The 19547-nt window shown below is 48.7% G+C and carries 20 protein-coding genes and 1 tRNA gene; 11 read left to right on the forward strand and 10 right to left on the reverse strand.

The window, feature by feature from the left end; genetic code table 11:
- Nucleotides 1-103: 103 nt before the first annotated feature.
- The 5 genes from H6F51_20030 to H6F51_20050 all read left to right on the forward strand — a co-directional run bounded on the left by H6F51_20030 (nucleotide 104) and on the right by H6F51_20050 (nucleotide 5392).
- Entirely contained in the window at nucleotides 104-2269 is a 2166-nt protein-coding gene (locus tag H6F51_20030) for a pentapeptide repeat-containing protein (GenBank protein MBD1824761.1), read from the forward strand.
- 517 nt (nucleotides 2270-2786) lie between these two features.
- A complete protein-coding gene (locus H6F51_20035) occupies nucleotides 2787-4154 on the forward strand; it encodes an LCP family protein (protein ID MBD1824762.1) in 1368 nt (455 codons plus the stop codon).
- A 175-nt stretch (nucleotides 4155-4329) separates the two neighbouring features.
- Nucleotides 4330-4791 (forward strand): PIN domain-containing protein, encoded by a 462-nt coding sequence (locus tag H6F51_20040; GenBank protein MBD1824763.1) that lies wholly within the window; start codon nucleotides 4330-4332, stop codon nucleotides 4789-4791.
- A gap of 1 nt (nucleotide 4792) precedes the next feature.
- A complete protein-coding gene (locus tag H6F51_20045; protein MBD1824764.1) occupies nucleotides 4793-4990 on the forward strand; it encodes a hypothetical protein in 198 nt (65 codons plus the stop codon).
- A 144-nt stretch (nucleotides 4991-5134) separates the two neighbouring features.
- On the forward strand, nucleotides 5135-5392 hold the full coding sequence (locus H6F51_20050) for a hypothetical protein (protein ID MBD1824765.1): 258 nt from the start codon (nucleotides 5135-5137) through the stop codon (nucleotides 5390-5392).
- Here H6F51_20050 and surE read toward each other — a convergent pair.
- Nucleotides 5357-6145: a 5'/3'-nucleotidase SurE gene (surE, locus tag H6F51_20055; GenBank protein MBD1824766.1), complete on the reverse strand. Its 789-nt coding sequence runs from the start codon at nucleotides 6143-6145 to the stop codon at nucleotides 5357-5359. The two genes, H6F51_20050 and surE, sit on opposite strands and share 36 nt — an antisense overlap.
- Nucleotides 6146-6213: 68 nt before the next feature.
- Between surE and pheS the strand changes: the two genes are divergently transcribed.
- The gene (gene pheS / locus H6F51_20060; protein MBD1824767.1) at nucleotides 6214-7215 is read left to right on the forward strand and encodes a phenylalanine--tRNA ligase subunit alpha; all 1002 of its coding nucleotides are present in this window, start codon (nucleotides 6214-6216) and stop codon (nucleotides 7213-7215) included.
- Here the strand turns inward: pheS and H6F51_20065 are convergent.
- Nucleotides 7212-7769: a YIP1 family protein gene (locus H6F51_20065; GenBank protein MBD1824768.1), complete on the reverse strand. Its 558-nt coding sequence runs from the start codon at nucleotides 7767-7769 to the stop codon at nucleotides 7212-7214. The two genes, pheS and H6F51_20065, sit on opposite strands and share 4 nt — an antisense overlap.
- Before the next feature lie 79 nt (nucleotides 7770-7848).
- Between H6F51_20065 and H6F51_20070 the strand changes: the two genes are divergently transcribed.
- Nucleotides 7849-8883, forward strand: a complete 1035-nt coding sequence (locus H6F51_20070; protein ID MBD1824769.1) for a hypothetical protein — start codon at nucleotides 7849-7851, stop codon at nucleotides 8881-8883.
- A gap of 205 nt (nucleotides 8884-9088) precedes the next feature.
- On the opposite strand, the gene ilvB is transcribed toward H6F51_20070, so the two are convergent.
- Both ilvB and H6F51_20080 read right to left on the reverse strand, forming a co-directional pair.
- Nucleotides 9089-10927, reverse strand: coding sequence for a biosynthetic-type acetolactate synthase large subunit (gene ilvB / locus H6F51_20075; GenBank protein MBD1824770.1), 1839 nt, complete (start codon nucleotides 10925-10927; stop codon nucleotides 9089-9091).
- A 305-nt stretch (nucleotides 10928-11232) separates the two neighbouring features.
- On the reverse strand, nucleotides 11233-11745 hold the full coding sequence (locus H6F51_20080; GenBank protein ID MBD1824771.1) for a hypothetical protein: 513 nt from the start codon (nucleotides 11743-11745) through the stop codon (nucleotides 11233-11235).
- A gap of 103 nt (nucleotides 11746-11848) precedes the next feature.
- Here H6F51_20080 and H6F51_20085 point away from each other — a divergent pair, with 103 nt between their 5' ends.
- From H6F51_20085 to H6F51_20095, 3 genes are all read left to right on the forward strand, one after another.
- The gene (locus tag H6F51_20085; GenBank protein ID MBD1824772.1) at nucleotides 11849-13009 is read left to right on the forward strand and encodes a ferrochelatase; all 1161 of its coding nucleotides are present in this window, start codon (nucleotides 11849-11851) and stop codon (nucleotides 13007-13009) included.
- Nucleotides 13010-13119: 110 nt separating this feature from the next.
- A tRNA-Pro gene (locus H6F51_20090) sits at nucleotides 13120-13193 on the forward strand.
- Nucleotides 13194-13402: 209 nt separating this feature from the next.
- The gene (locus tag H6F51_20095; protein ID MBD1824773.1) at nucleotides 13403-14173 is read left to right on the forward strand and encodes a capsular biosynthesis protein; all 771 of its coding nucleotides are present in this window, start codon (nucleotides 13403-13405) and stop codon (nucleotides 14171-14173) included.
- Between the two features lie 126 nt (nucleotides 14174-14299).
- On the opposite strand, the gene H6F51_20100 is transcribed toward H6F51_20095, so the two are convergent.
- The gene (locus tag H6F51_20100; protein ID MBD1824774.1) at nucleotides 14300-15082 is read right to left on the reverse strand and encodes an RNA polymerase sigma factor SigF; all 783 of its coding nucleotides are present in this window, start codon (nucleotides 15080-15082) and stop codon (nucleotides 14300-14302) included.
- Nucleotides 15083-15393: 311 nt separating this feature from the next.
- Between H6F51_20100 and H6F51_20105 the strand changes: the two genes are divergently transcribed.
- A complete protein-coding gene (locus tag H6F51_20105) occupies nucleotides 15394-15852 on the forward strand; it encodes a hypothetical protein (protein MBD1824775.1) in 459 nt (152 codons plus the stop codon).
- A gap of 74 nt (nucleotides 15853-15926) precedes the next feature.
- On the opposite strand, the gene H6F51_20110 is transcribed toward H6F51_20105, so the two are convergent.
- From H6F51_20110 to H6F51_20130, 5 genes are all read right to left on the reverse strand, one after another.
- Complete coding sequence (locus H6F51_20110) at nucleotides 15927-16793, reverse strand: polyphosphate kinase 2 family protein (protein MBD1824776.1); 867 nt, start codon at nucleotides 16791-16793, stop codon at nucleotides 15927-15929.
- Between the two features lie 34 nt (nucleotides 16794-16827).
- Complete coding sequence (locus tag H6F51_20115) at nucleotides 16828-17763, reverse strand: phosphorylase (protein MBD1824777.1); 936 nt, start codon at nucleotides 17761-17763, stop codon at nucleotides 16828-16830.
- A 28-nt stretch (nucleotides 17764-17791) separates the two neighbouring features.
- Nucleotides 17792-18247 (reverse strand): DUF4385 domain-containing protein, encoded by a 456-nt coding sequence (locus H6F51_20120; protein ID MBD1824778.1) that lies wholly within the window; start codon nucleotides 18245-18247, stop codon nucleotides 17792-17794.
- A gap of 49 nt (nucleotides 18248-18296) precedes the next feature.
- Nucleotides 18297-19076 (reverse strand): tryptophan-rich sensory protein, encoded by a 780-nt coding sequence (locus tag H6F51_20125; protein MBD1824779.1) that lies wholly within the window; start codon nucleotides 19074-19076, stop codon nucleotides 18297-18299.
- 63 nt (nucleotides 19077-19139) lie between these two features.
- Nucleotides 19140-19547: a hypothetical protein gene (locus H6F51_20130; protein MBD1824780.1), complete on the reverse strand. Its 408-nt coding sequence runs from the start codon at nucleotides 19545-19547 to the stop codon at nucleotides 19140-19142.

Below are 19547 nucleotides of genomic sequence, written 5' to 3' on the forward strand. Positions count from 1 at the left end.
TGATTTGATCTACGCGACCACGCATTCCTACGATCTCGCTGAAAAAAGTTGTGCCTGCCTCACCAATGTTCGGTATAAACAAACAGAGAGTTTTGGGTAAACTGTGCGCCCGTTTTTTGCAGTTTTATTAACGATTTTGGTGTGGTTTTACGCGCTTCCTGCTGAAGCCGCAGAACTAGAACGAGTGCCACTGACTTTAGAATTGTTGCAGGAGCGATTGCGCTCCCCGATGCCCAGTGAAGGAACGCGAATGGTCGATCTCAGACGGATGACGATCGATCTGCGTCCTGAAAATGCGGCGTTTCGAGATCAGTTTTACGGTTTGGTGCAGGCGCAACTTCAGCGTCCGGGTGTGCCAGTCGGGTTAGATCTGAGCAATTCGCAGATCGAAGGCGACTTTACCACGAGCAAGTTAGGGTTACGTGCGCCGATCTACGACGGAGAAGCCTTATCAAAATTATTTACACCCACGGAACAAGAGCAGCTAAGGCGCGATCGCAGACGTTTATACAGATTAAGCACCCTCTCGCAATCACTTTTGGTCGCGCCAAAAGAAACCGGAATTACAACTTCTCTGCAACTCACGGTATTTCGTGCCCCGATCAAATTAGTACAAACTAGAATCACAGGATTTGCAGACCTAACAAATACATTTTTCCTGAATCGGGTTGAAGCTCAGGGCGCACTGTTTCCGGCAGGAGCAGACTTTTCTCAGTCACGATTTAGCTTGCCGATGAATTTTGCGGGTGCGAACTTTGGTCGAGAAGTTCAGTTTCGCAACATAATCTTCTTTGCGAAAGCTGAATTCAATCAAGTCCAATTTCGCGGCGAGGCGAATTTTCAGGGCGCAGAATTCCAAGCCACAGCAAACTTCAATCAAGCCGTTTTCTATCAACCGACTAACTTTACGCGGGTGCAATGGCAAGGCAATGCAGATTTTGCTCAGACCCGATGGCGGGAGCAAGCCACCTTTAGTAAAGCAAAATTTAGCCGATCGCTCTTTCTCACCGATGCCACCTTCGAGAAAGCCGCCGTCTTTCGCGAAGCACAGTTCAATTCACTGGCAAATCTGCGCGGAGCCACCATTCTCGATCGTGCCGATTTTAGCTATTGCAGTTTTGCAAAAAGCGCCTATCTGAATGTGGCAGGATTACGATTCGATTCGGATAAAGCCAAAATCCTAGGCGATCCGGGGCAAATTGGGCGGGTGATTTCAGTACCAACACTCCAAGGCAACGAGAATTTATTGCGCGAACTGGTGCGAAACTTTCGCCGATTGGAGCAAATTTCTGATGCCAATCAGATCGATTACACCACTCAGTTATTACGATCGCGCCAACTTAACCGCCAGTTTTTCGGAACCGATCTCAACTCTGCAAGCGTCACCCAATTAAAGCAAATTGGATTTAGTGAAACCCAGGCTAATGCCATTATTCGACACCGAATAGAACAACCCTTCCGCAATCTCACCGAACTGCTCACGCTCGATCAAATCGGCATCGCGACTTATATTAACGTCCGCGATCGCGTGATTGCGGCTGATCCATTACCGCCTGCATTTAATCTCTGGTGGCGCTTTTCGATCGGGTTTCGCTGGATTTGTTTAAGTCTGCTTTTATTACTCAGTCGAGACGGAACGAGCTTTTGGCTGAGTTTTGGCATTGGCATCGTCACGGTCGCCTATTTTAGTGTGTTGTTTTGGCTGGTCGATCGAGCGCGGCGGCGTTATCCTAAACCGATTTTGCCGACGGCTTCTGAGACGATTTCGACCCTTAGTTTCGCGATCGTGCTGTTTTTACTCGGCTTAACCGCCGTGATTCAAACCGCAGATCGCCCCTTCATCACGCTGCTGTGCTGGGCGATCGTCGTGATCCCTGTGCCCTTAAGCTTGACCGTCTGGTTATACCTGCGAGGGCGATACCACGGGTTAATGGAGGTGAGCTACTTCCTGGAAGAAGGCACGTTGCGACAATTGAGAATCCTAGTTGGAAGACTGCCAACCATTCCGAGATATCCCCTATTTCGAGAGCGCTACTTGCCAATCTTGTGGAACAAGCAATGGAGTTGGCTAAACTATTTTGATTTCAGCCTCAATAATTTTTTGCGCTTTGGCTTTAATGATATTCGGCTCAGGGACGAGCATCTACCGGGACTTGTTTCAATCCTCGTATGGTATCAGTGGACATTGGGTACGCTATATATCGCATTACTCTTGTGGACGCTTTCCCGGACGATCCCGGGACTCAATCTCTTGATCTACTTTAAGTAATGAAAGTAATGAGGTTCAGCCCAGAGGTATATTTCAAAAAAGTGATTTATTTCAATCTTTGCTTCTAAAATCAATTCAGTCGTCGATCGGATTGCCCCAAATCAATCCTGCGATCGATGCAGCCGCTGCTGATTTTGTCCGGTTAATTCAGACAAATTAGAAGAAACTGATTCATGCTCTGCTTTTAGTCTTCCCCTAAAAGGAGGAGTGACGTTAAAAAATCGCGCATTCGGCGCTAGTTGAATACAATTAAAGTCCGAAATTATAAAGTCCGAAATAGAGTCCGAAATTGCAAGTGTGATCTGTTCAGCCCGACTTTAAAGATGGTGTGATGAGGGAACCCGTGAAAAGCGACAATCAACGTTCTGTGAAGCAGAAGGTACAGCCAGTTAAACCCACGCAAAAATCGACCTTGAAAAAGGTCGCAACGCAAAAAGTGGGACAGCCACAAAAAACCAAACCGTTATCCCCATCGGGACAGCTCCGCAGAAAGCAGCCTGTCCAGCGATCGAAAGGAATGCGGCTGTTATTTATGGCGCTTTCTCTCAGCGGAATTGCGATGATCTCAGCCACCGCAGGCGCACTTTTGGCGGTTTCTCTTGCCAGTACCCCCTTGATGCAGCGACAACTTTCCGCCTCTGAAGCCTCGATTTTTAAAAAGGGCGATCGCTTTTCGACCCGGATGAGTCTGCAACTGCCTGCCTTAACTCGTCCGGTGAACATCTTGGTTCTCGGCACAAAAGTTCTCACCACCGATGTCAGTAACGCTCCCGAAAACCTGAAGAAGCTGCCTTATCAAGCCCTAGTCAACTCCTTTGAGGGCTTAACGGATACAATGCTGCTGCTCCGGTTTGATCCGGAGAATAAAAAAGTTGTGGTGATGTCGATCCCGCGTGATACGCGCACCTACATTGCAAATCACGGCATGACCAAGATCAACGAAGCGAACGCCTATGGCGGCCCGGCGCTGAGCGCCAAATCGGTGAGTGAACTGCTTGGGGGAGTGGGGATCGATCGCTACATGACGATCAACGTCCAAGGCGTTCAGGCTTTAGTCGATGCCCTTGGGGGTGTCACCGTTCACGTCCCCAAAGATATGAAATATCAGGACGATAGCCAACGGTTGTACATCAACCTCAAAGCGGGACGACAACAGCTAGACGGCAGCAAAGTGTTGCAACTTCTGCGCTATCGTCAAGACGAGAACGGCGATATCGGACGAATTCAGCGCCAACAAATGGTGATGCGGGCATTGATGGAACAATCGCTGAATCCCGGCACAGTTGCCCGTTTTCCCAGTGTTCTGGGCGTGGTGCAATCGCACATTGATACCAATCTGACCGTTGAGGAGTTAGTTGCCTTGGTTGGATTTGCTTCGCAGGTGAATCGATCGAACACCAAAATGCTGATGGTTCCTGGCGAATTTAGCTCCCCCGGCGAGTACAAAGCAAGCTATTGGTTGCCCGATCCGAAGCGAATTAACGGGATGATGGCACAGTATTTTAATTATGGAACCTCAAGTCTAGAAGCTCCAGATCCTGCCGCGTTGAGAGTTGCAATTCAAGATAGTACGAAGCAAGCCAAGAGCATCCAGACGGCCATGACCGCCTTGAATAATGCGGGTTATCGCAATGTTTATGAAGGGCAAGACTGGAACGAGCCGTTGAGCGTGACGCGGATTGTGGCGGAATGGGGAGATGTCAGTAGCGCTGAGGCGATTCGGGAAGCGTTGGGGTTTGGAGAAGTCCGGATCGAGAATACAGGAGATTTGCGATCGGATGTGACGGTTCAGCTTGGTCGAGATGCGTTGCAGCCGAAGCGATCGGTTAAGCGTCCGACTGCTGAACAGCCTTCAGACAAGTCAACCAGTAAGCTATCGAATTAAATTGAGGGCTGGGTGCTGCGATCGATAAACACAAACTTTAACGATCGCGAAACAACCTTAGAATTTTTTGGAGGAGCGAAAGCTTCGCTGCACTTCGTGTACGGATTTGCCGCAGCGATCGTAGTTCTCGAAATATCCTGCTATGGTAAGCAACGTTTGATGCTGTGATTGCTGCATGAGCTTTCTCATTTATCTTGATGTTTGTTGTTTGAATCGTCCATTTGATGATCAACGGCAGGAACGGGTTCGGTTGGAAGCAGAGGCGGTACTGTTGATTCTGGAACGTTGTCAGAGCAAAGAATGGACATTGCTCGGAAGTGAGGCAATTGAGGCAGAAATTGGGCAGATTCGCGATCCGGATCGCTTGGCGCAAGTTCAGACATTGGCAAGGGCGGCAACGCAACAGGTATTGATCGATGAATTTGTGGAGCGGCGGGTAGAAGAATGGGTTGGGCAAGGATTTGGGGTGTTTGATGCGTTCCATTTAGCCTGTGCCGAAGTGGCAGATGTGACCGCTTTGTTAACGACTGACGATCGCTTTTTGCGGCGCGCAGTACGGTTGGGAGAAATGTTAAAAGTAAGGGTAGCGAATCCCTTGCAATGGCTTTTGGAGGTGACGAGTGATGAACGCGAATGAGTTGACTCCGCTACAACTTCGACGAAAAGGGCTGGAAGCGTTGCGGGAGGCACTAGGAGTTGTGGGAATGGTGCGGTTTTTGCAGCAGTTTGATCAAGGCAGTGGGAACTATACTCGCGATCGTGATCAGTGGCTCAAAGATGTGACGGTTGCGGATGTGATCGAGCAAATTCGCAGAGAGCGCGATCGTGCTGCCTAATTTTTTGACGGGGCTTTGATTTCTGATTCGGGTGAGTTATGCGATCAACCTGACCTCTCCCGCAACTTCCACGATCGCAGCTTCGATCAACCAATCAGAGGTTAACGATCGCGAAACAACCCAACATTTCTGTAAAAAGCCTGAATGTTGGAGTTAAAAGCGAGAACAATCGACCTCCAAGCAGGAAACTTGCCCCTCAAAGCGCCAACAATTTATCTCCAAGATGAAACGATCGTGCTAGAAACCAACAACGATCGATCTCTAAGCAGGAAACTTGCCCCTCAAAGCACCAACGATCGACCCCTAAGCGGAAAACCATCGTGCCTGAGCCACGAACGATCGACCTCTAGGCTGGAACGATCGTGCTTAGAGACTGAGATCTCGATCTTTCATCAGCTTTAAGCCCAGTGGAGAGGTGAGATTGTAATGCAGTGGCGTGACGGTGATATATCCATCGCGATTTGCCTCCACATCTGTTGGAATCCCTTCATTGGGAATGTCTGGATCTTCGACATCTTCGAGCAGTTCACCCGAAAGCCAGTAGTAAATCTTGCCTCGCGGATCAACCCGCTTCTCAAACACATCCGTATAGCGCCGCACGCCTTGACGAGTCAGAATCGCACCCCGAATTTGATCACGCTCGATCGCCGGAACATTCACATTCAGCAGCATCAATTCAGACAACGGATCTTTCTCCAACTGTTGCACCAGCGTACAGGCATAATCCGCCGCAGGCTGAAACTCTTGCGACTGAAAACTGGTGAGGCTAAACGCAATACTCGGAATCCCTTCGATCACGCCTTCCATTGCCGCCGAAACCGTTCCCGAATACAGCACATCCGTTCCCAAATTCGACCCGTGATTAATTCCGGAAAGCACAAAATCCGGTTTCTCCTCCAGCAATGCCCAAATCGCTAACTTCACACAATCCGAGGGTGTCCCCGAACACGCCCACGCTCTTACCGCCGGATGAAACACCTGATCCATTTGCACCACGCGGATCGGATCATGCAGCGTTAACCCATGTCCGGTTGCCGATCGTTCGCGATCGGGGCACACCACCGTCACCGTATGTCCCGCCTCTGCCAGAGTATTCGCCAGCGTCCGAATGCCGAGCGCGTAAACACCATCATCGTTGCTGATCAGGAGTCTCATGCTTTCCACTACAATAAACAAGTTCGCAGTTCATTTTGACGCGAATTAGGACTTATAAACTACTGATTATGGCGGCTCAACCGAACGAACTTGAATCACAATTAGATGCCATTCGGCAAGAAGCGAAAAGCGCGATCGCCGAAACCCCATCGCTCGATCAGCTTGAACAATTGCGGGTCAAGTATCTCGGCAAAAAAGGGCCAATTCCGCAAGTTCTTGGCGGCATGGGCAAACTCGATCCGGCAGAACGTCCCAGAATCGGGGCACGCGCCAACGAGGTAAAAGAAGCAATCCAAATCGAGATCGACCAGAAAAAAGCGGCTCTGCAAACGGCAGCGATCGCGGCGCAACTCGAAGCGGAAACGATCGATGTCACCATGCCCGGAGTGGCGCGATCGCAGGGACGGATGCACCCGTTGAACAGCACGATCGATCAAGTCCTCGATATCTTTGTAGGACTGGGCTACACCGTCGCAGAAGGCCCCGAAATCGAGACCGATTACTATAACTTCGAGGCGCTGAACTTCTTGCCGGATCACCCTGCGCGAGATATGCAAGACACACTTTTTCTGCCAGACGGCAACTTGCTGAGAACACATACGTCTCCGGTGCAGATTCGCTACATGGAAGCCAATGATCCGCCCATTCGCGTGGCAGTTCCCGGTCGAACCTATCGCCGCGATACAGTCGATGCAACTCATTCGGCAGTGTTCCACCAAATCGAGATTCTAGCCGTCGATGAAGGTCTAACCTTTACTGACCTCAAAGGAACGATCAAAGTCTTCTTACAGGAGTTGTTTGGCGAGGTCGAAATCCGGTTCCGTCCAAGTTTCTTTCCGTTCACCGAACCCTCCGCAGAAGTGGATGTGAAATGGAAAGGACGCTGGCTCGAAATCCTCGGCTGTGGCATGGTCGATCCGAATGTGCTGAAAGCCGTGGGCTACGATCCGGAAGTTTACACAGGATTCGCGGCTGGATTTGGAGTGGAGCGGCTGGCAATGGTGCTGCATCAAATCGATGATATTCGCCGTTTGTACAGCAGTGATTTGAGATTCCTCAAGCAGTTTTAATCAATGAGCTGTTGTGCCGCTTGAATTACACCGATCGCAATCTGAATGATCGGGAAACAAAGCAGGCAAATCAAGGCAGCCCGACGAGTGCTAACATCTAACGCTTGACGGACTGCCACAATCACAGCCATCAATGTCCAGACCGCGAGTATTATCTCGATCGCGCTTCCTAACAATGGAATCAGCGTCAAAAAGTTGAGAATTTGCGGCGAATAGGCAAACCCGATCGGGCTAAGTAGGGCGCGATAACTCGGTGCGTCGGACTTTAGCCACCGTCCAATTTTCCAAATCGTAAACGTCCAAATATAGTAACTGACAATCACACTCAAAACATTCAGCAGTAAAACCAGGATAAAAGTGAAGGGTGTAGTTCGCGTCAGCAGCAGGATGGCCGCACTGCCGAGAGCGCGAGACAAAGCAGCGAGAAGAACGATCGTAAAAGCGAGTCGATGCGTTTTGGGCGTATTTTGAGCCGTTTCATAAAGCTGAGCATTCAAGGTCAGCGCAGCACGAATGGTCTGCCAAATTCCTGCCTGAGTAGCACGTTCATTCATAATCTATCCTGCGAAACTTCATTTGCTGACAAGGGGCTGAGATAGTGATCCGTAACAGCACTTTCATAAAAAAGTTCAAATGTGGCAGTGGATCAACCGCACCGTTCAAGAGATTGGTCGAGAGCTAAGAGGCTCGACCTTCAAGCTTATCGTCTCAATGGGTGGATTTTTGATCCTGTGGGGAGTGGTTGCGCCCGTGGGTACGATCGTGTGGTGGCTCAACCAGAATGCTGAAAGTCTAGGTTGGGTCACAGCGCCGGGGTCGAACCCAGTCTCTGATTTACCTCAAAGCGCCTCAGGCGCAAAGATCGATTGTTACATTGTATTCCTACCCGGAATCGGCAACTTTTCGCCCGATGAAATCACGGCAGGTGAAACATACTTCCTCGATCGACTTGTCGAACAACATCAAAGTTGTGTTGCAGTAAAAGATGTCTTTCCTTACTCAGTCGCAAATCGAGATTTAGGCAGTGAGCGAGTGTTTCAGCCGCTGTGGAAACTAGCAAGGGATAACGACGAATTGCTTGGTAGCGTTCTGATTCCCCTTCGTAACCTCTGGAGGTTTGCAATTTCATCCGACTATCGCTATAGTCCGGTCTACAGTATGGGAATTGCAGACACGATCGTCGATCGCATGAATGCGGCTCACCCCATTTCCAAGCAGCGGATTAACTTAATTTTGATCAGTACCAGTGGTGGTGCTCAAGTCGCACTGGGGGTAACTCCTTATCTTGCTGAATGGTTGAATGCTCGATTAACCGTGGTTTCGATCGGAGGAGCATTCGACGGGAAAGCCGGATTTGATCAGGTAGACCACATTTATCATTTTCAAGGTCAGCAAGACTTAGTGCCAACGCTGGGCTATGTGCTTTTCCCGTCGCGCTGGAATTGGACAGTGGGTTCTCCGATCAATCAAGCTTTTCGGCAAGGGCGATTCACGGTATGCAGTAGTGGCTCGCATGAGCATAGCGGGGATAAAGGCTATTTCGGAACTGCGATCGCGCCCAACAATCGCCCCTATGTTGAACAAACGATCGATCAAGTTGCACAGTTGCCGATTTGGTCGATCAACCAATCTTTAGTATCTCAATGTCCCCAGCGCTCAACTCAGTAGTTTGATACCGAATTCAACATAGAACGCGACAGATTGTACTCAAAGTCCCCCAGAATGGGGGATTTAGGGGGCGAGGATCTGACACATTCACGAATCAATTTGGTATGAGAAGCGATCGATCGCTTCTCATACTATTAAAAAGCGGCGGTTTCATACACAGACTCAATCAGCCTGAAGGAAACCGCCGCCAAAATCGCTTAGGTCTTTAGATCTTCGTGCCGCAGTTCGGGCAGAACTTGTTGGTCGGAACGTTCTCTGTACTGCAATTCCTACATTCGATCGTTTCTGCTGCCCGCTCTAAAAGTTTGCGTTCAGGCAATCCCATCATTTGAGCATTGCTCTTACCAGATGGAACCATCGGATAGCAGTTTTCATCCTTCTTCACGCGGACATCCATCAGCACTGCACCAGGGTGAGCAATCATCTCGGCGATCGCAGCTTGCAACTCTTCCCGCGTCTCCACAATCATGCCTTTGATGCCGAATGCCTCTGCCAATTTGACAAAATCTGGTGTCCCCACCTGCATATTGGAATTCGAGTAGCGCTCATCGTAGAACGCTTCTTGCCATTGGCGCACCATGCCCTGCCAACCGTTGTTAATAATCACGGTTTTGACGTTGATGCCGTACTGTGCCAGCGTTCCAAGCTCCTGAATATTCATCTGAATGCTGGAATCACCGCTAATACAGATCACTTCTTCGTCTGGAACTGCCACTTTTGCACCCATCGCCGCAGGCATTCCAAAGCCCATCGTTCCTAGCCCTGCGCTAGAAATCCAGCGGCGGGGGCTATTCTTGAGAAATTGAGCCGACCACATCTGATGCTGTCCTACATCGGTGGTATAAAAGGCGTTCGGGGCTTGCTGTCCGATTTCAAAAATCACCTCTTGCGGCGACAGCACCCCCGGATATTGCGGCACAACGAGCGGATAATCTTCGCGCCAGCGATCGACTCTTGCAAGCCACGCTTCGGTCTGCGTCGGGTTCGCGGGATCACCTTCTTCGCTGCTACGCTCCAACAAATCCGTTAGAACTTGCTTCACGTCACCCACGATCGGCACATCTGGCAAACGCACTTTACCCACTTCTGCCGGATCGATATCGATGTGAATCACTTTGGCGCGAGAGGCGAATTCGTCCAGCTTTCCAGTCACACGATCGTCGAATCGCGCTCCTACGGCAATCAGCAAATCGCACTCAGTCACCGCAAAGTTTGCGTAAGCCGTGCCGTGCATTCCCAGCATTCCAACCGAGAGCGGGTGATGCTCATCAAAGGCACCCAATCCCATCAGAGTTGTGGTGACAGGTAGCTTGAAGCGCTCTGCCAGTTCTTTGATTTCTGCGTGTGCGCCTGCTGCGATCGCGCCACCACCGACATACAGCAAAGGACGCTGCGCTTGCCGAATCAGCTTTAATGCCTGCCCAATTTGGCGCGGATTGCCTTTTACCGTCGGACGATAACCCGTCAAGCGCACCGAACCTGGCTCAACGGGAACATAATCAAATTGCTCAACACCGACATCTTTCGGCACATCGATCAGCACAGGCCCCGGTCGTCCACTGCTTGCAATGTAAAACGCTTCGGCAACGATTCGCGCCATCTCTCGCGGATCGCGCACAACGTAGGAATGCTTGACGATCGGTAAAGTAATCCCGTAAATATCGGTTTCTTGAAAAGCATCACTGCCGATCGCGGGGCGCGGAACTTGTCCGGTCACAATCACCATCGGAATCGAGTCCATGTGAGCCGTGGCGATTCCGGTGACAAGATTGGTCGCACCAGGGCCAGAGGTTGCAAAGCAAACTCCCACTTGTCCGGTTGCACGAGCGTATCCATCGGCTGCATGAGCGGCTCCCTGCTCATGACGCACAAGAATGTGCTTGAGGATTCCAGCTTGTTCAGCCCGATAAAGCTCGTCGTAAATGGGCAGGATTGCCCCGCCTGGATATCCGAAAATGTGCTTAACACCGTGGCGACTAAGACTATCGATTAAAGCAAAAGCACCCGTCACCTTTTGGACTGCTGATCGTTGCTGCAACTGCACTGGAGTAACCTCTTCGAGTACGCGCGATTGGATAAATTGGAAGATTTTTGTATCGTAGGATGCAAGTAATAGAAATATAGTGTAAAGCTGATCCCTATCTGTGTCGAGAGAAAGACTGAGGAAATCTTTTCAAGAATTCCCGCTGCGTCAGACGTTTGAAATCTAGCGGACGATCGCTGCGTCAGAAGATCTTGACATCATTTCAAGCTCCGTAACATTGATCGTTACCCATCAGGAGAATCCTAATTAATCCAGCTTGTGTTGTGGCTGAACTAAGGGAAGAGTCCTGTCTGGAATTCATAACTTTAATCTAGCTTGTAATGCTCAACGATTTCACTAATGATCTCACTAATGAAAGTTGCAGCCGTAACTACAGCATTCGAGGGTTTAACAATTCCTTTAACCGTTGTGGGAGATTGCCATAGCATCAGATGTTCAACGGGTGGATCGGCGTAGAAATGAGTTGCGTTTCCCCCCATCATTAGAGAACTCCAGTGAGTAAAGTGATCATGGCTGACCCGGTGAATCGGGAACTCCCCGAATAAAGGAACGCCCCAACCATCGATCGCAATCAGCGCTGCAATCCGGATTCCTTGGCGCTGCCATATTCTAGCCGCTGCGATCGCACTCACGACTCCAGCACTAAACGCAATGATCAGCACTGCGTCCTGCGGGGAAAAGAAATCGAGAAGATGCCGGGGTGAATAAACGGGGAAGCGGTCAGACGGAAAAACCTGACAGTTTCCCAAAGATAGCTTTGAGAGAAACGCATCGGTGAGCGCAGGCGGGTGCATTCCTGGACAAATAAGAATTTCCATTACTCTGGGTAACAATATTTCACTAATCCGCTCCGTCCCCCGGTGGGGGATGTTAGCCTGAAGCTAGACCAAGACATTCTACGAAAGCAAGGGGTTTTACACCGTGGTCGCGACTCCAGAAAAGCTCGAACATTCTCACTCTCATCATGTATCTTCCAACTCAGAGCGGGTAGCTGTACTGCTGATGGGATATGGCGAGGTCGAAAGCTACGAAGACTTCGCAAATTACAACGAACAAGCTTTAAATCTCCTGACTGCAAAGTTTGCACCTGTCCCTACCTGGGTTTATCCACCTTTAGCAAAGCTTTTAGCAGTCTTCGATCTGCACGAGTGGGGACATCAGCACGGTCAGTTTGTTTCTCCCCATAATGCGATCTTTGAACAGCAACGTGCAGGAGTCGAAGCCGCACTGCAAGAAAAATGGGGCGATCGCGTCCAAGTTTTCAAGGCGTTTAACTTCTGTAAGCCATTCTTACCTGAACAAGTATTAGCCGAGATTAAAGATCAGGGATTCACAAAAGTTCTGATTTATCCCTTACTGGTCGTTGATTCTATTTTTACCAGTGGGATTGCCGTCGAGCAGGTGAACAAAGCTTTAGAAAATTCAGTCGATGATGGCGAACATTGGCTGAAAGGGACTCGCTATATTCCCTCATTTTTCGATCGACCCGAATATATCGACTTGATGGCGCGGTTAGTCGAATCTCAAATTCACTCTGATCTCGCTGGAGCCTATCTTCCCTCGCAGATCGGCATTGTTTTGATGAATCACGGCTGCCCCCATAAAGCAAAAGGATTCACCTCCGGCATCACCGAGAGCCAAGCGCTTTACGACAAAGTGCGCGATCGCTTGATTGATCGCTATCCGCTGATTTCAGTAGGCTGGTTGAATCACCAAACGCCGCTGATTGAATGGACGCAACCCAACGCTGATCTTGCAGCAAGAAACCTGATCAACCTCGGCGCGAAAGCGATCGTCTTTATGCCGATCGGCTTTGCCACCGAAAACCACGAAACGCTGCTAGATGTTGAACACATTATCGAGAAGCTGCATCGCAAGCACTCAGATGTGAAATATGTCAGGATGCCTTGCGTGAATGACAATCCTGACTTTCTAAAGATGGTTGCAACATGGGCAGATCCGCAGATTGAATCGCTTTTGTCTGAGCAAGCGGCAGCGGTTGTTCCCGTTCACGGAGAAATTCACCATCATCATGATCACGGGCATCACCATGCACACGATCATGGATATCACCATCATTAATAATCAGTGAACGTTAAGGGGAGAGGCGGTTCTGCGCTTCTCTCCTGCTCAGTTGAAAGATTTTGATTGTGCAATCTTAAACATCGCGTTATAATGTCAAAGCTTAGTTACGGGATGTAGCGCAGCTTGGTAGCGCGCCTGCTTTGGGAGCAGGATGCCGCAGGTTCAAATCCTGTCATCCCGATTTCTTGTGAAGGAAAATGCAATTTCCCGAAAGAAAGCGTAAGACTGAATCTGTAAGTCTGAGCTGGGAGTTACATCTACTCTATACAAAAGCAGAGCGATAAGGGGGACACCGATTCGCTAGCTCATTATTATATGTCGGAAACGATCGTAGCCTTTTCTGCACGTTTTCCACTACCCACATCGCACTTTCAGCGTCCAAATACATCCATGCATCGCTTCTTTATCTTCATTTTGGCGACAGTGGTCAATTTGATTATGTTCAAACCGCCCGCTGCCGCCCAGACTCCTGGGTCAGAAACCCCAGACCAACTGCGCCAACAGATTCAGCAGCTACAACAGCGTCTGCAAGATTGGGCACAGCTAGACCTTTATAGACAAGCCAACGCTAGTTTGTTACCTACCACAATGGATGAGAATCGAGCCGTGTTCTTTGGCGATTCTATTACCCAGTTTTGGAATCTCTCTGCCTATTTCCCCAATCGCCCCTATATCAACCGAGGCATTTCTGGGCAGACGACTCCTCAGATGCTGATTCGATTTCGTCCGGATGTGATTGCACTGAAGCCGCGTGTAGTCATAATTCTCGCAGGAACAAATGATATTGCGGGCAATACGGGTGCGATGACCTTGGACCAAATTCAGGATAATTATGCGTCGATCGCAGAGTTAGCAAGAGCGCATCAGATTCGCGTGGTGTTTGCGTCTGTGCTGCCGATTCATGATTATGCTGCAAACAAGATTTCGCCAGGGCGACCACCCACAAAGATTGAGGCGCTGAATCAATGGCTTAAAGGATACTGCGCTGCCGTGTATTGCTCTTATTTAGACTATTACAGCGCAATGCTAGATGCCCAAGGCAGGCTGAGAGCCGATTTGTCAGACGATGGACTGCATCCCAATTCAAAGGGTTATGCTGTTATGGCTCCGCTTGCAGCGGCGGCAATTCAGCAGGCATTGAGATCCCCTTCTAAGAATTAGATGATTCTCATGCAGCGAACCGACTGACACGATCGGGCGAATTTCATACCCCATTCGACAAGAAACACCGAACTGAAATTCTCAATCCGGTGACTTGATAGATCGATGGAAACTAAGGCGTAGGAATTAGGGATCAGTCTGCAACACTTGCGGATGGAGCAATCCCACCATTTGTTGGATGCCGCGATGAATGCGACGAGTCACCGTCATCGGACTGACTCCGATTTGTTCCGCCACTTCTTTGCGCGACAAATCATGCAGGAAAACATATTCGATCGCTTGGCGCGTTTTATCTTCAAGCTGGTTGAGCGCCCTCTGCAACTGTTGGCGATCCTCCTCAAGCACCTGCAAGGCTTGATAGCGGGCATCAGGCAGCGTGTCACCTAGCGTCATCGGCGAATCTAACTGCTGGCAAACCGTCGCATCTAAACTTAGCGGTAAGCGGTTCTTCGCCGCCAGTTTGCTTTCGCGCCATTCGTTGACGGACACTTTCAGGACATCTGCAATCTCTTCGTCGCTCGGTTGACGCCCGAACGCCTCCATCAGTTGTTCTCGAACTCTCTGACCTTCTTTGTTTAATTGCTGCCAGCGACGGGGAATTTTTACCGTACCGGCTCGATCGCGGAGGAAATGCAGCATTTCACCCCGAATATAAGGAACCGCAAATGAGCTAAAGGCGCAACCCTGGTTTGGGTTAAAGCGTTCGATCGCTCGAATTAGCCCTAAGTAGCCAATTTGTTCAAGGTCTTCGTAGGGTTCTGCACATTGATGACTTACCCGATGAGCGATTTTACGAACCAAACCTGCGTTCATTTGTACCAACTGATTGCGGAGTTTCACCGAGGGATTTTGGTGATACGAAACCAGTAATTCCATCCCGCGAGAACGTAAAGAAGATTGAGTTGCCATCATCCACCACAAGATCAAGGTTCACATCAGCGTTGAATCTATTTTCTGTAGAGAGGCATTGTAAAACCATCGTCGATCTACGGTACTGATCGAATTTATGCTGGTACGAATTCGGCAAAATTACGCAGATATTCAGTCTTTATGTGGACGGCATTTGAATTAGTTTTAGGCTGTGATCTGCGTCATATTCCTAATGTGATTGCACTCTGTCTAGAGTGTGATCGAGGTCGCTTCTTTTGACAGAGGGAAACCAATGTAACGAATTTTATTGTGATGCTATATCTTACTAAAACTTAGAAGGAATGGAATTTATGGCAGCTAAAGACGAAAAAACAATGCAACAAGAAGCGCATTCTTCTGAAGTTGAAAAAGAGCCAAAAACTGCAAAAAAATCAGCAAATTCTGAGGTGGATAACGCACCAGATATTGAATCTTTGACTGAAATTTTACATGGCGATCCTACTGAAATTGAGTCCGAAGAAGCGATCGACTCGATCGACGAGTGGGTGGATTTTCTCAAGGGTCACAAGGAAGAAAACATCAAAGAACTGTCAGCATCCCTGAAAGAATTGAAAAAACTTCTGAAGGGTAAAAAGACCGAAGCAAGCCAAATTGTAGAAGTGCTGGCGAAACTGGGCGAGCAAACCAACGCGATCGGCGACGAAGCGGGTCGTGGTGTGAAAGGCCCGATGCATACGTTGGGTAAAGCGTTAATCACGTTTAGCCACAAGATCGAGCGAGCTGCGGCAAAAGCAGAGAAGGAAGCATAAGCTTAAATTTCGCATCAACAAAGAGGGGCGATCGAGACTTTTGAATCCCGATCGCCCCTTGCTTTTGAACAAAGTTAGCCTTCGCTTTCTAAAAGTTTTTTGACTTCGAGTAGTTCTAGTCGATGCTGTTCGCTGACTTCGGGGTAGGACAAATTCAGGGACTTGAGTTTACTGATGATGATGTTGGAGACAGCCAGACGAGTAAACCATTTATGATCGGCTGGTATGATGTACCAGGGTGCATGATCTGTACTGGTATGGCTGAACACCTCTTCGTAAGCTTCCATATACTTGTCCCAATGTTGCCGCTCTTTTGCATCCGTGGCGGAAAACTTCCAGTTCTTTTCGGGCTGCTCAATTCGATCGAGAAATCTCTTTTTCTGCTGCTCTTTCGAGACATTTAGGAAGAACTTTAGAACAATGACTCCGTTGTTAACTAAGTATTCTTCAAAGTGATTAATTTGCTTAAATCGCTTCTCCCAAAAATCTTTGCCTAGTGCTTCTTTGGGTAGCTTTTGCTTTGCTAGCAATTCTGGGTGAACCCGCACCACTAGAACTTCTTCATAATAAGAGCGATTGAAAATTCCAATGCGCCCGCGTTCGGGTAAAGCTTTCGTCGATCGCCACAAATAATCGTGATCTAAGTCTTCTGAAGAAGGGGCTTTGAAGCTGAAGACTTGGCAGCCTTGAGGATTTATCCCTGACATGACGTGCTTAATAGTGCTGTCTTTTCCGGCCGCATCCATCGCTTGAAATAGAATTAACAAGGCGTAGGAATCGTGAGCATAGAGAATGTCTTGATATTTTGCGAGCTTCTGAACGCCTGTCTGAAGCTCGGCTTGAGCCGCTACTTTATCTCTTAAGCCATCTGTATGAGCTGGATCGTAGTCCTTTAGCTTAATTTTCTGATTGGGCGGCACTATAAATTGATCGTGTTTCATAAGGATTCTCATGGAGGCTATTCCCCAATTATGGTTAGCCTGCTGAGGATGAGGACGCGATCGCAACGTTCTTTAAAAAATTTAGCGGACGCAATTGTTTCAGCGTTTCGAGTTGCTCGGAGTTTCGGACTAAAAGCGCACCTGCAAAGGCAAGAGAGTTCACCGCGATCGCACTATATTCGGCTTGTGATCGTGGCACAATCATCATCCATTCTCGCGTTGCTAAAAAGTTATAGGGAGCCGATTGTATAATTTGATTAGAATCAATTCTTACGGCTTCGAGTAACTCCCAATAGCGTTCTAAAAGTTGCTTAGCGGTATCAATTCGATCAAGTTTTGTGAAGGCATGAATAAAGGGAAATTCGGGAATTGTGGTAATGCGATCGGCAGAATTTACAGCGTTAATTAAGGGGTCGATCGGTAAACGAATTCCCTCAACAAACGGGAATGGAACCAGTTGTAGATGCTTGTGACGCTGGCTTGCTCCTGCCACTGAGCCGGCATTATAAAACGCTAATCCATCCACTTCGGCTAAACATGCCCATAGTGCTGCAAAATCGTCCAGCGTTAATAAAGCTTCTTGTTCTTCAAAGGCACGAGTAATAATTAATAGGTGATGATCGGCAACGTTGAATTTATTCAAAAGACAAACGTGAGTGTCAGAAATATCAACAACAAATAAATCGCGATCGTAGGGAAGAAATGGATTAATCGGTTTTCCAGTTGCAATCTCTTCTTGTTTTTGCTTCAGGTCGGAGACTTCTTTGCGAATCAGATTGGTGACAGTGCGGACGAGAAATTTCGCGCCTGCTTGCTCGATAAATTCGTGAGTGGTTGGAATTGAAAGGAGTGCGCCACAAGAAAGCGCGTGTTGCGTTTGCTCGATCGTGCGTTGCCACAGAACTCCGGGATTTTCCAGTAACCGAAGATGCACAGAGTCAGACACAAATTCAGACACAAATTCAGACATAGTAAAGAGCAAGAATTACCACTTTCAACTATTTCACATCTTCGTAGCGCTGGCGATGCGCGGTCAGTTGTGTGATGTAGCCGGGATCAAGTTTTGCAAGCTGCCACTTTTCGTAAAAAATCTTGGCGGATTCGGCTTTGATCGGGTCTTCTTCACGGGGCAGTACGGTTTTATCGGTGGCGTATTTGCGCCCGGATTTGTGGTTTGCGTAGCGGCGCGATCGAGTGTATCCCATCTGCAAAAATTTCCGCGCCATGTCCATGCCGACAAAATCACCTTGCGCTTTATAGTCTTGAAAAAGCTGATAGATCTTATCGGCTGAAATTCGCGCAATCTCTGGAGTCTTGAATCTCCAGTGTGGCAGAATCTCGCTTTTGTAAGGCTCGACTAACAGAACGCCTTGTTCGCCTTTTCCAACGCGGTAGAGCTCCGGGTGCTCTCTGAAATTGACCTGAGTGAAATCGATCGAGTAATCAAATGCCATCGGTGGAAATTCGACTCTAGACTAATTCAAGCAGGTGCAAGATTTCTAGTCATGTCCCACGAGAACGATTTCTAGAAAAGAACAGCAGAACCAACGCGATCGCGCTGCCAATCGCCGTGACTGAAATTGCAAATTGAGCAAACTGACGAACGGCGATCGCCAACAATGCCCAAATGATCACACCTGTAAATGCAACATCTCGATATCGAATCACGATCGCGGCTGTAATCGCTGCGGCAATCAAAATCATGATCACTGTCGAGATCGTGCCATCAATCCCCGCTCCAGTCCAGCCCGAAGCATACAAAGCAGACGCAACATTCACGATCGACGCAACGCTAATCCAGCCCAAGTAAATACTAATTGGAACCTGAGCTAACCATTTTTCCTCACGCGGAACGCGGCTATTGGGGAATCTAGACCACAAGTAGGCAGCAATCAGGTTAATCAAAATTCCGAACATCAGTGCAACAGATAACCAAAACTGCTGCAACTGAAAGGCATACACCCAAACAATTTGAAAGAGAGATGCCCAAATGATTGGAGCGCGTAACTTCAGCAAATGGGAATTAAAACGCTGAGACGGTAATGCTTGATAAATTCCGAAACCAATCAGCCCAAGATAAATCACGCCCCAAATCGCAAACGCATAATTTGCTGGCGTAATCCGTACACCGCCTAGAATCGTGTTTGCGACTGCTCCAATGCTCAATCCTCGCAGCGGGAAGAAATTAGAGAGTGCATTAATGACGATCGCAGCCAAAATTGCGGCAATGGTTCCAAATTGGAGCGCCACTATAACCGAAGAATTTCGCCCAGATTCCTGCATATCACCTCTCGGAACTCGCTCTTATACCGTAGCGATATTTTGGGCTGCGATCCTCTTTCTGATTTAAGATTTCTCGCTCGGTTCGATCCACTTCCACATCGGGTGGCTTTGCCCTTGCTGGCGAATTTTTAAGACGGTTTGTTCGAGCTTTTGCTGCTCCTCGATCGGCAACCCAAATAGAATATTCCGGCTCTGCCAAATCAATACGCTCAGCGTCATGCCAATACAGAATCCGAGTCCGACAGTCGCAGGCAAATTCGAGATCAGCCCGTGTCGTAGGGCTGCCCAAGTGAAATAGTCCTGCATGAGTGAAATCGGGTAGCGCAGCTCCCAGAGGCTCCATGCCCCGATCGTTAGCCACAACCCGATCGCCACAAGCCACCGCCCGATCACCGTCGATCGATGCAGACGTTGAACTGCCGCTTGAAATTTTGGATCAAGTTCGACTTCGGGTGAGTCAGGAGGTGTCAT

It is taken from the genome of Cyanobacteria bacterium FACHB-DQ100 (assembly GCA_014695195.1).
Classification (GTDB): domain Bacteria; phylum Cyanobacteriota; class Cyanobacteriia; order Leptolyngbyales; family Leptolyngbyaceae; genus Leptolyngbya.

Excerpts from the sequence above, each read along its gene's own strand:
- H6F51_20115 (MBD1824777.1), bottom strand. The coding sequence starts at position 17,763 with ATGTCTGAATTTGTGTCTGAATTTGTGTCTGACTCTGTGCATCTTCGG.
- H6F51_20035 (MBD1824762.1), top strand. The coding sequence starts at position 2,787 with ATGCGGCTGTTATTTATGGCGCTTTCTCTCAGCGGAATTGCGATGATC.
- pheS (MBD1824767.1), top strand. The coding sequence starts at position 6,214 with ATGGCGGCTCAACCGAACGAACTTGAATCACAATTAGATGCCATTCGG.
- H6F51_20100 (MBD1824774.1), bottom strand. The coding sequence starts at position 15,082 with ATGGCAACTCAATCTTCTTTACGTTCTCGCGGGATGGAATTACTGGTT.
- H6F51_20050 (MBD1824765.1), top strand. The coding sequence starts at position 5,135 with ATGTTGGAGTTAAAAGCGAGAACAATCGACCTCCAAGCAGGAAACTTG.
- surE (MBD1824766.1), bottom strand. The coding sequence starts at position 6,145 with ATGAGACTCCTGATCAGCAACGATGATGGTGTTTACGCGCTCGGCATT.
- H6F51_20125 (MBD1824779.1), bottom strand. The coding sequence starts at position 19,076 with ATGCAGGAATCTGGGCGAAATTCTTCGGTTATAGTGGCGCTCCAATTT.
- H6F51_20110 (MBD1824776.1), bottom strand. The coding sequence starts at position 16,793 with ATGAAACACGATCAATTTATAGTGCCGCCCAATCAGAAAATTAAGCTA.
- H6F51_20095 (MBD1824773.1), top strand. The coding sequence starts at position 13,403 with ATGCATCGCTTCTTTATCTTCATTTTGGCGACAGTGGTCAATTTGATT.
- H6F51_20065 (MBD1824768.1), bottom strand. The coding sequence starts at position 7,769 with ATGAATGAACGTGCTACTCAGGCAGGAATTTGGCAGACCATTCGTGCT.
- H6F51_20080 (MBD1824771.1), bottom strand. The coding sequence starts at position 11,745 with ATGGAAATTCTTATTTGTCCAGGAATGCACCCGCCTGCGCTCACCGAT.
- H6F51_20105 (MBD1824775.1), top strand. The coding sequence starts at position 15,394 with ATGGCAGCTAAAGACGAAAAAACAATGCAACAAGAAGCGCATTCTTCT.
- H6F51_20070 (MBD1824769.1), top strand. The coding sequence starts at position 7,849 with ATGTGGCAGTGGATCAACCGCACCGTTCAAGAGATTGGTCGAGAGCTA.
- H6F51_20040 (MBD1824763.1), top strand. The coding sequence starts at position 4,330 with ATGAGCTTTCTCATTTATCTTGATGTTTGTTGTTTGAATCGTCCATTT.
- H6F51_20120 (MBD1824778.1), bottom strand. The coding sequence starts at position 18,247 with ATGGCATTTGATTACTCGATCGATTTCACTCAGGTCAATTTCAGAGAG.
- H6F51_20130 (MBD1824780.1), bottom strand. The coding sequence starts at position 19,547 with ATGACACCTCCTGACTCACCCGAAGTCGAACTTGATCCAAAATTTCAA.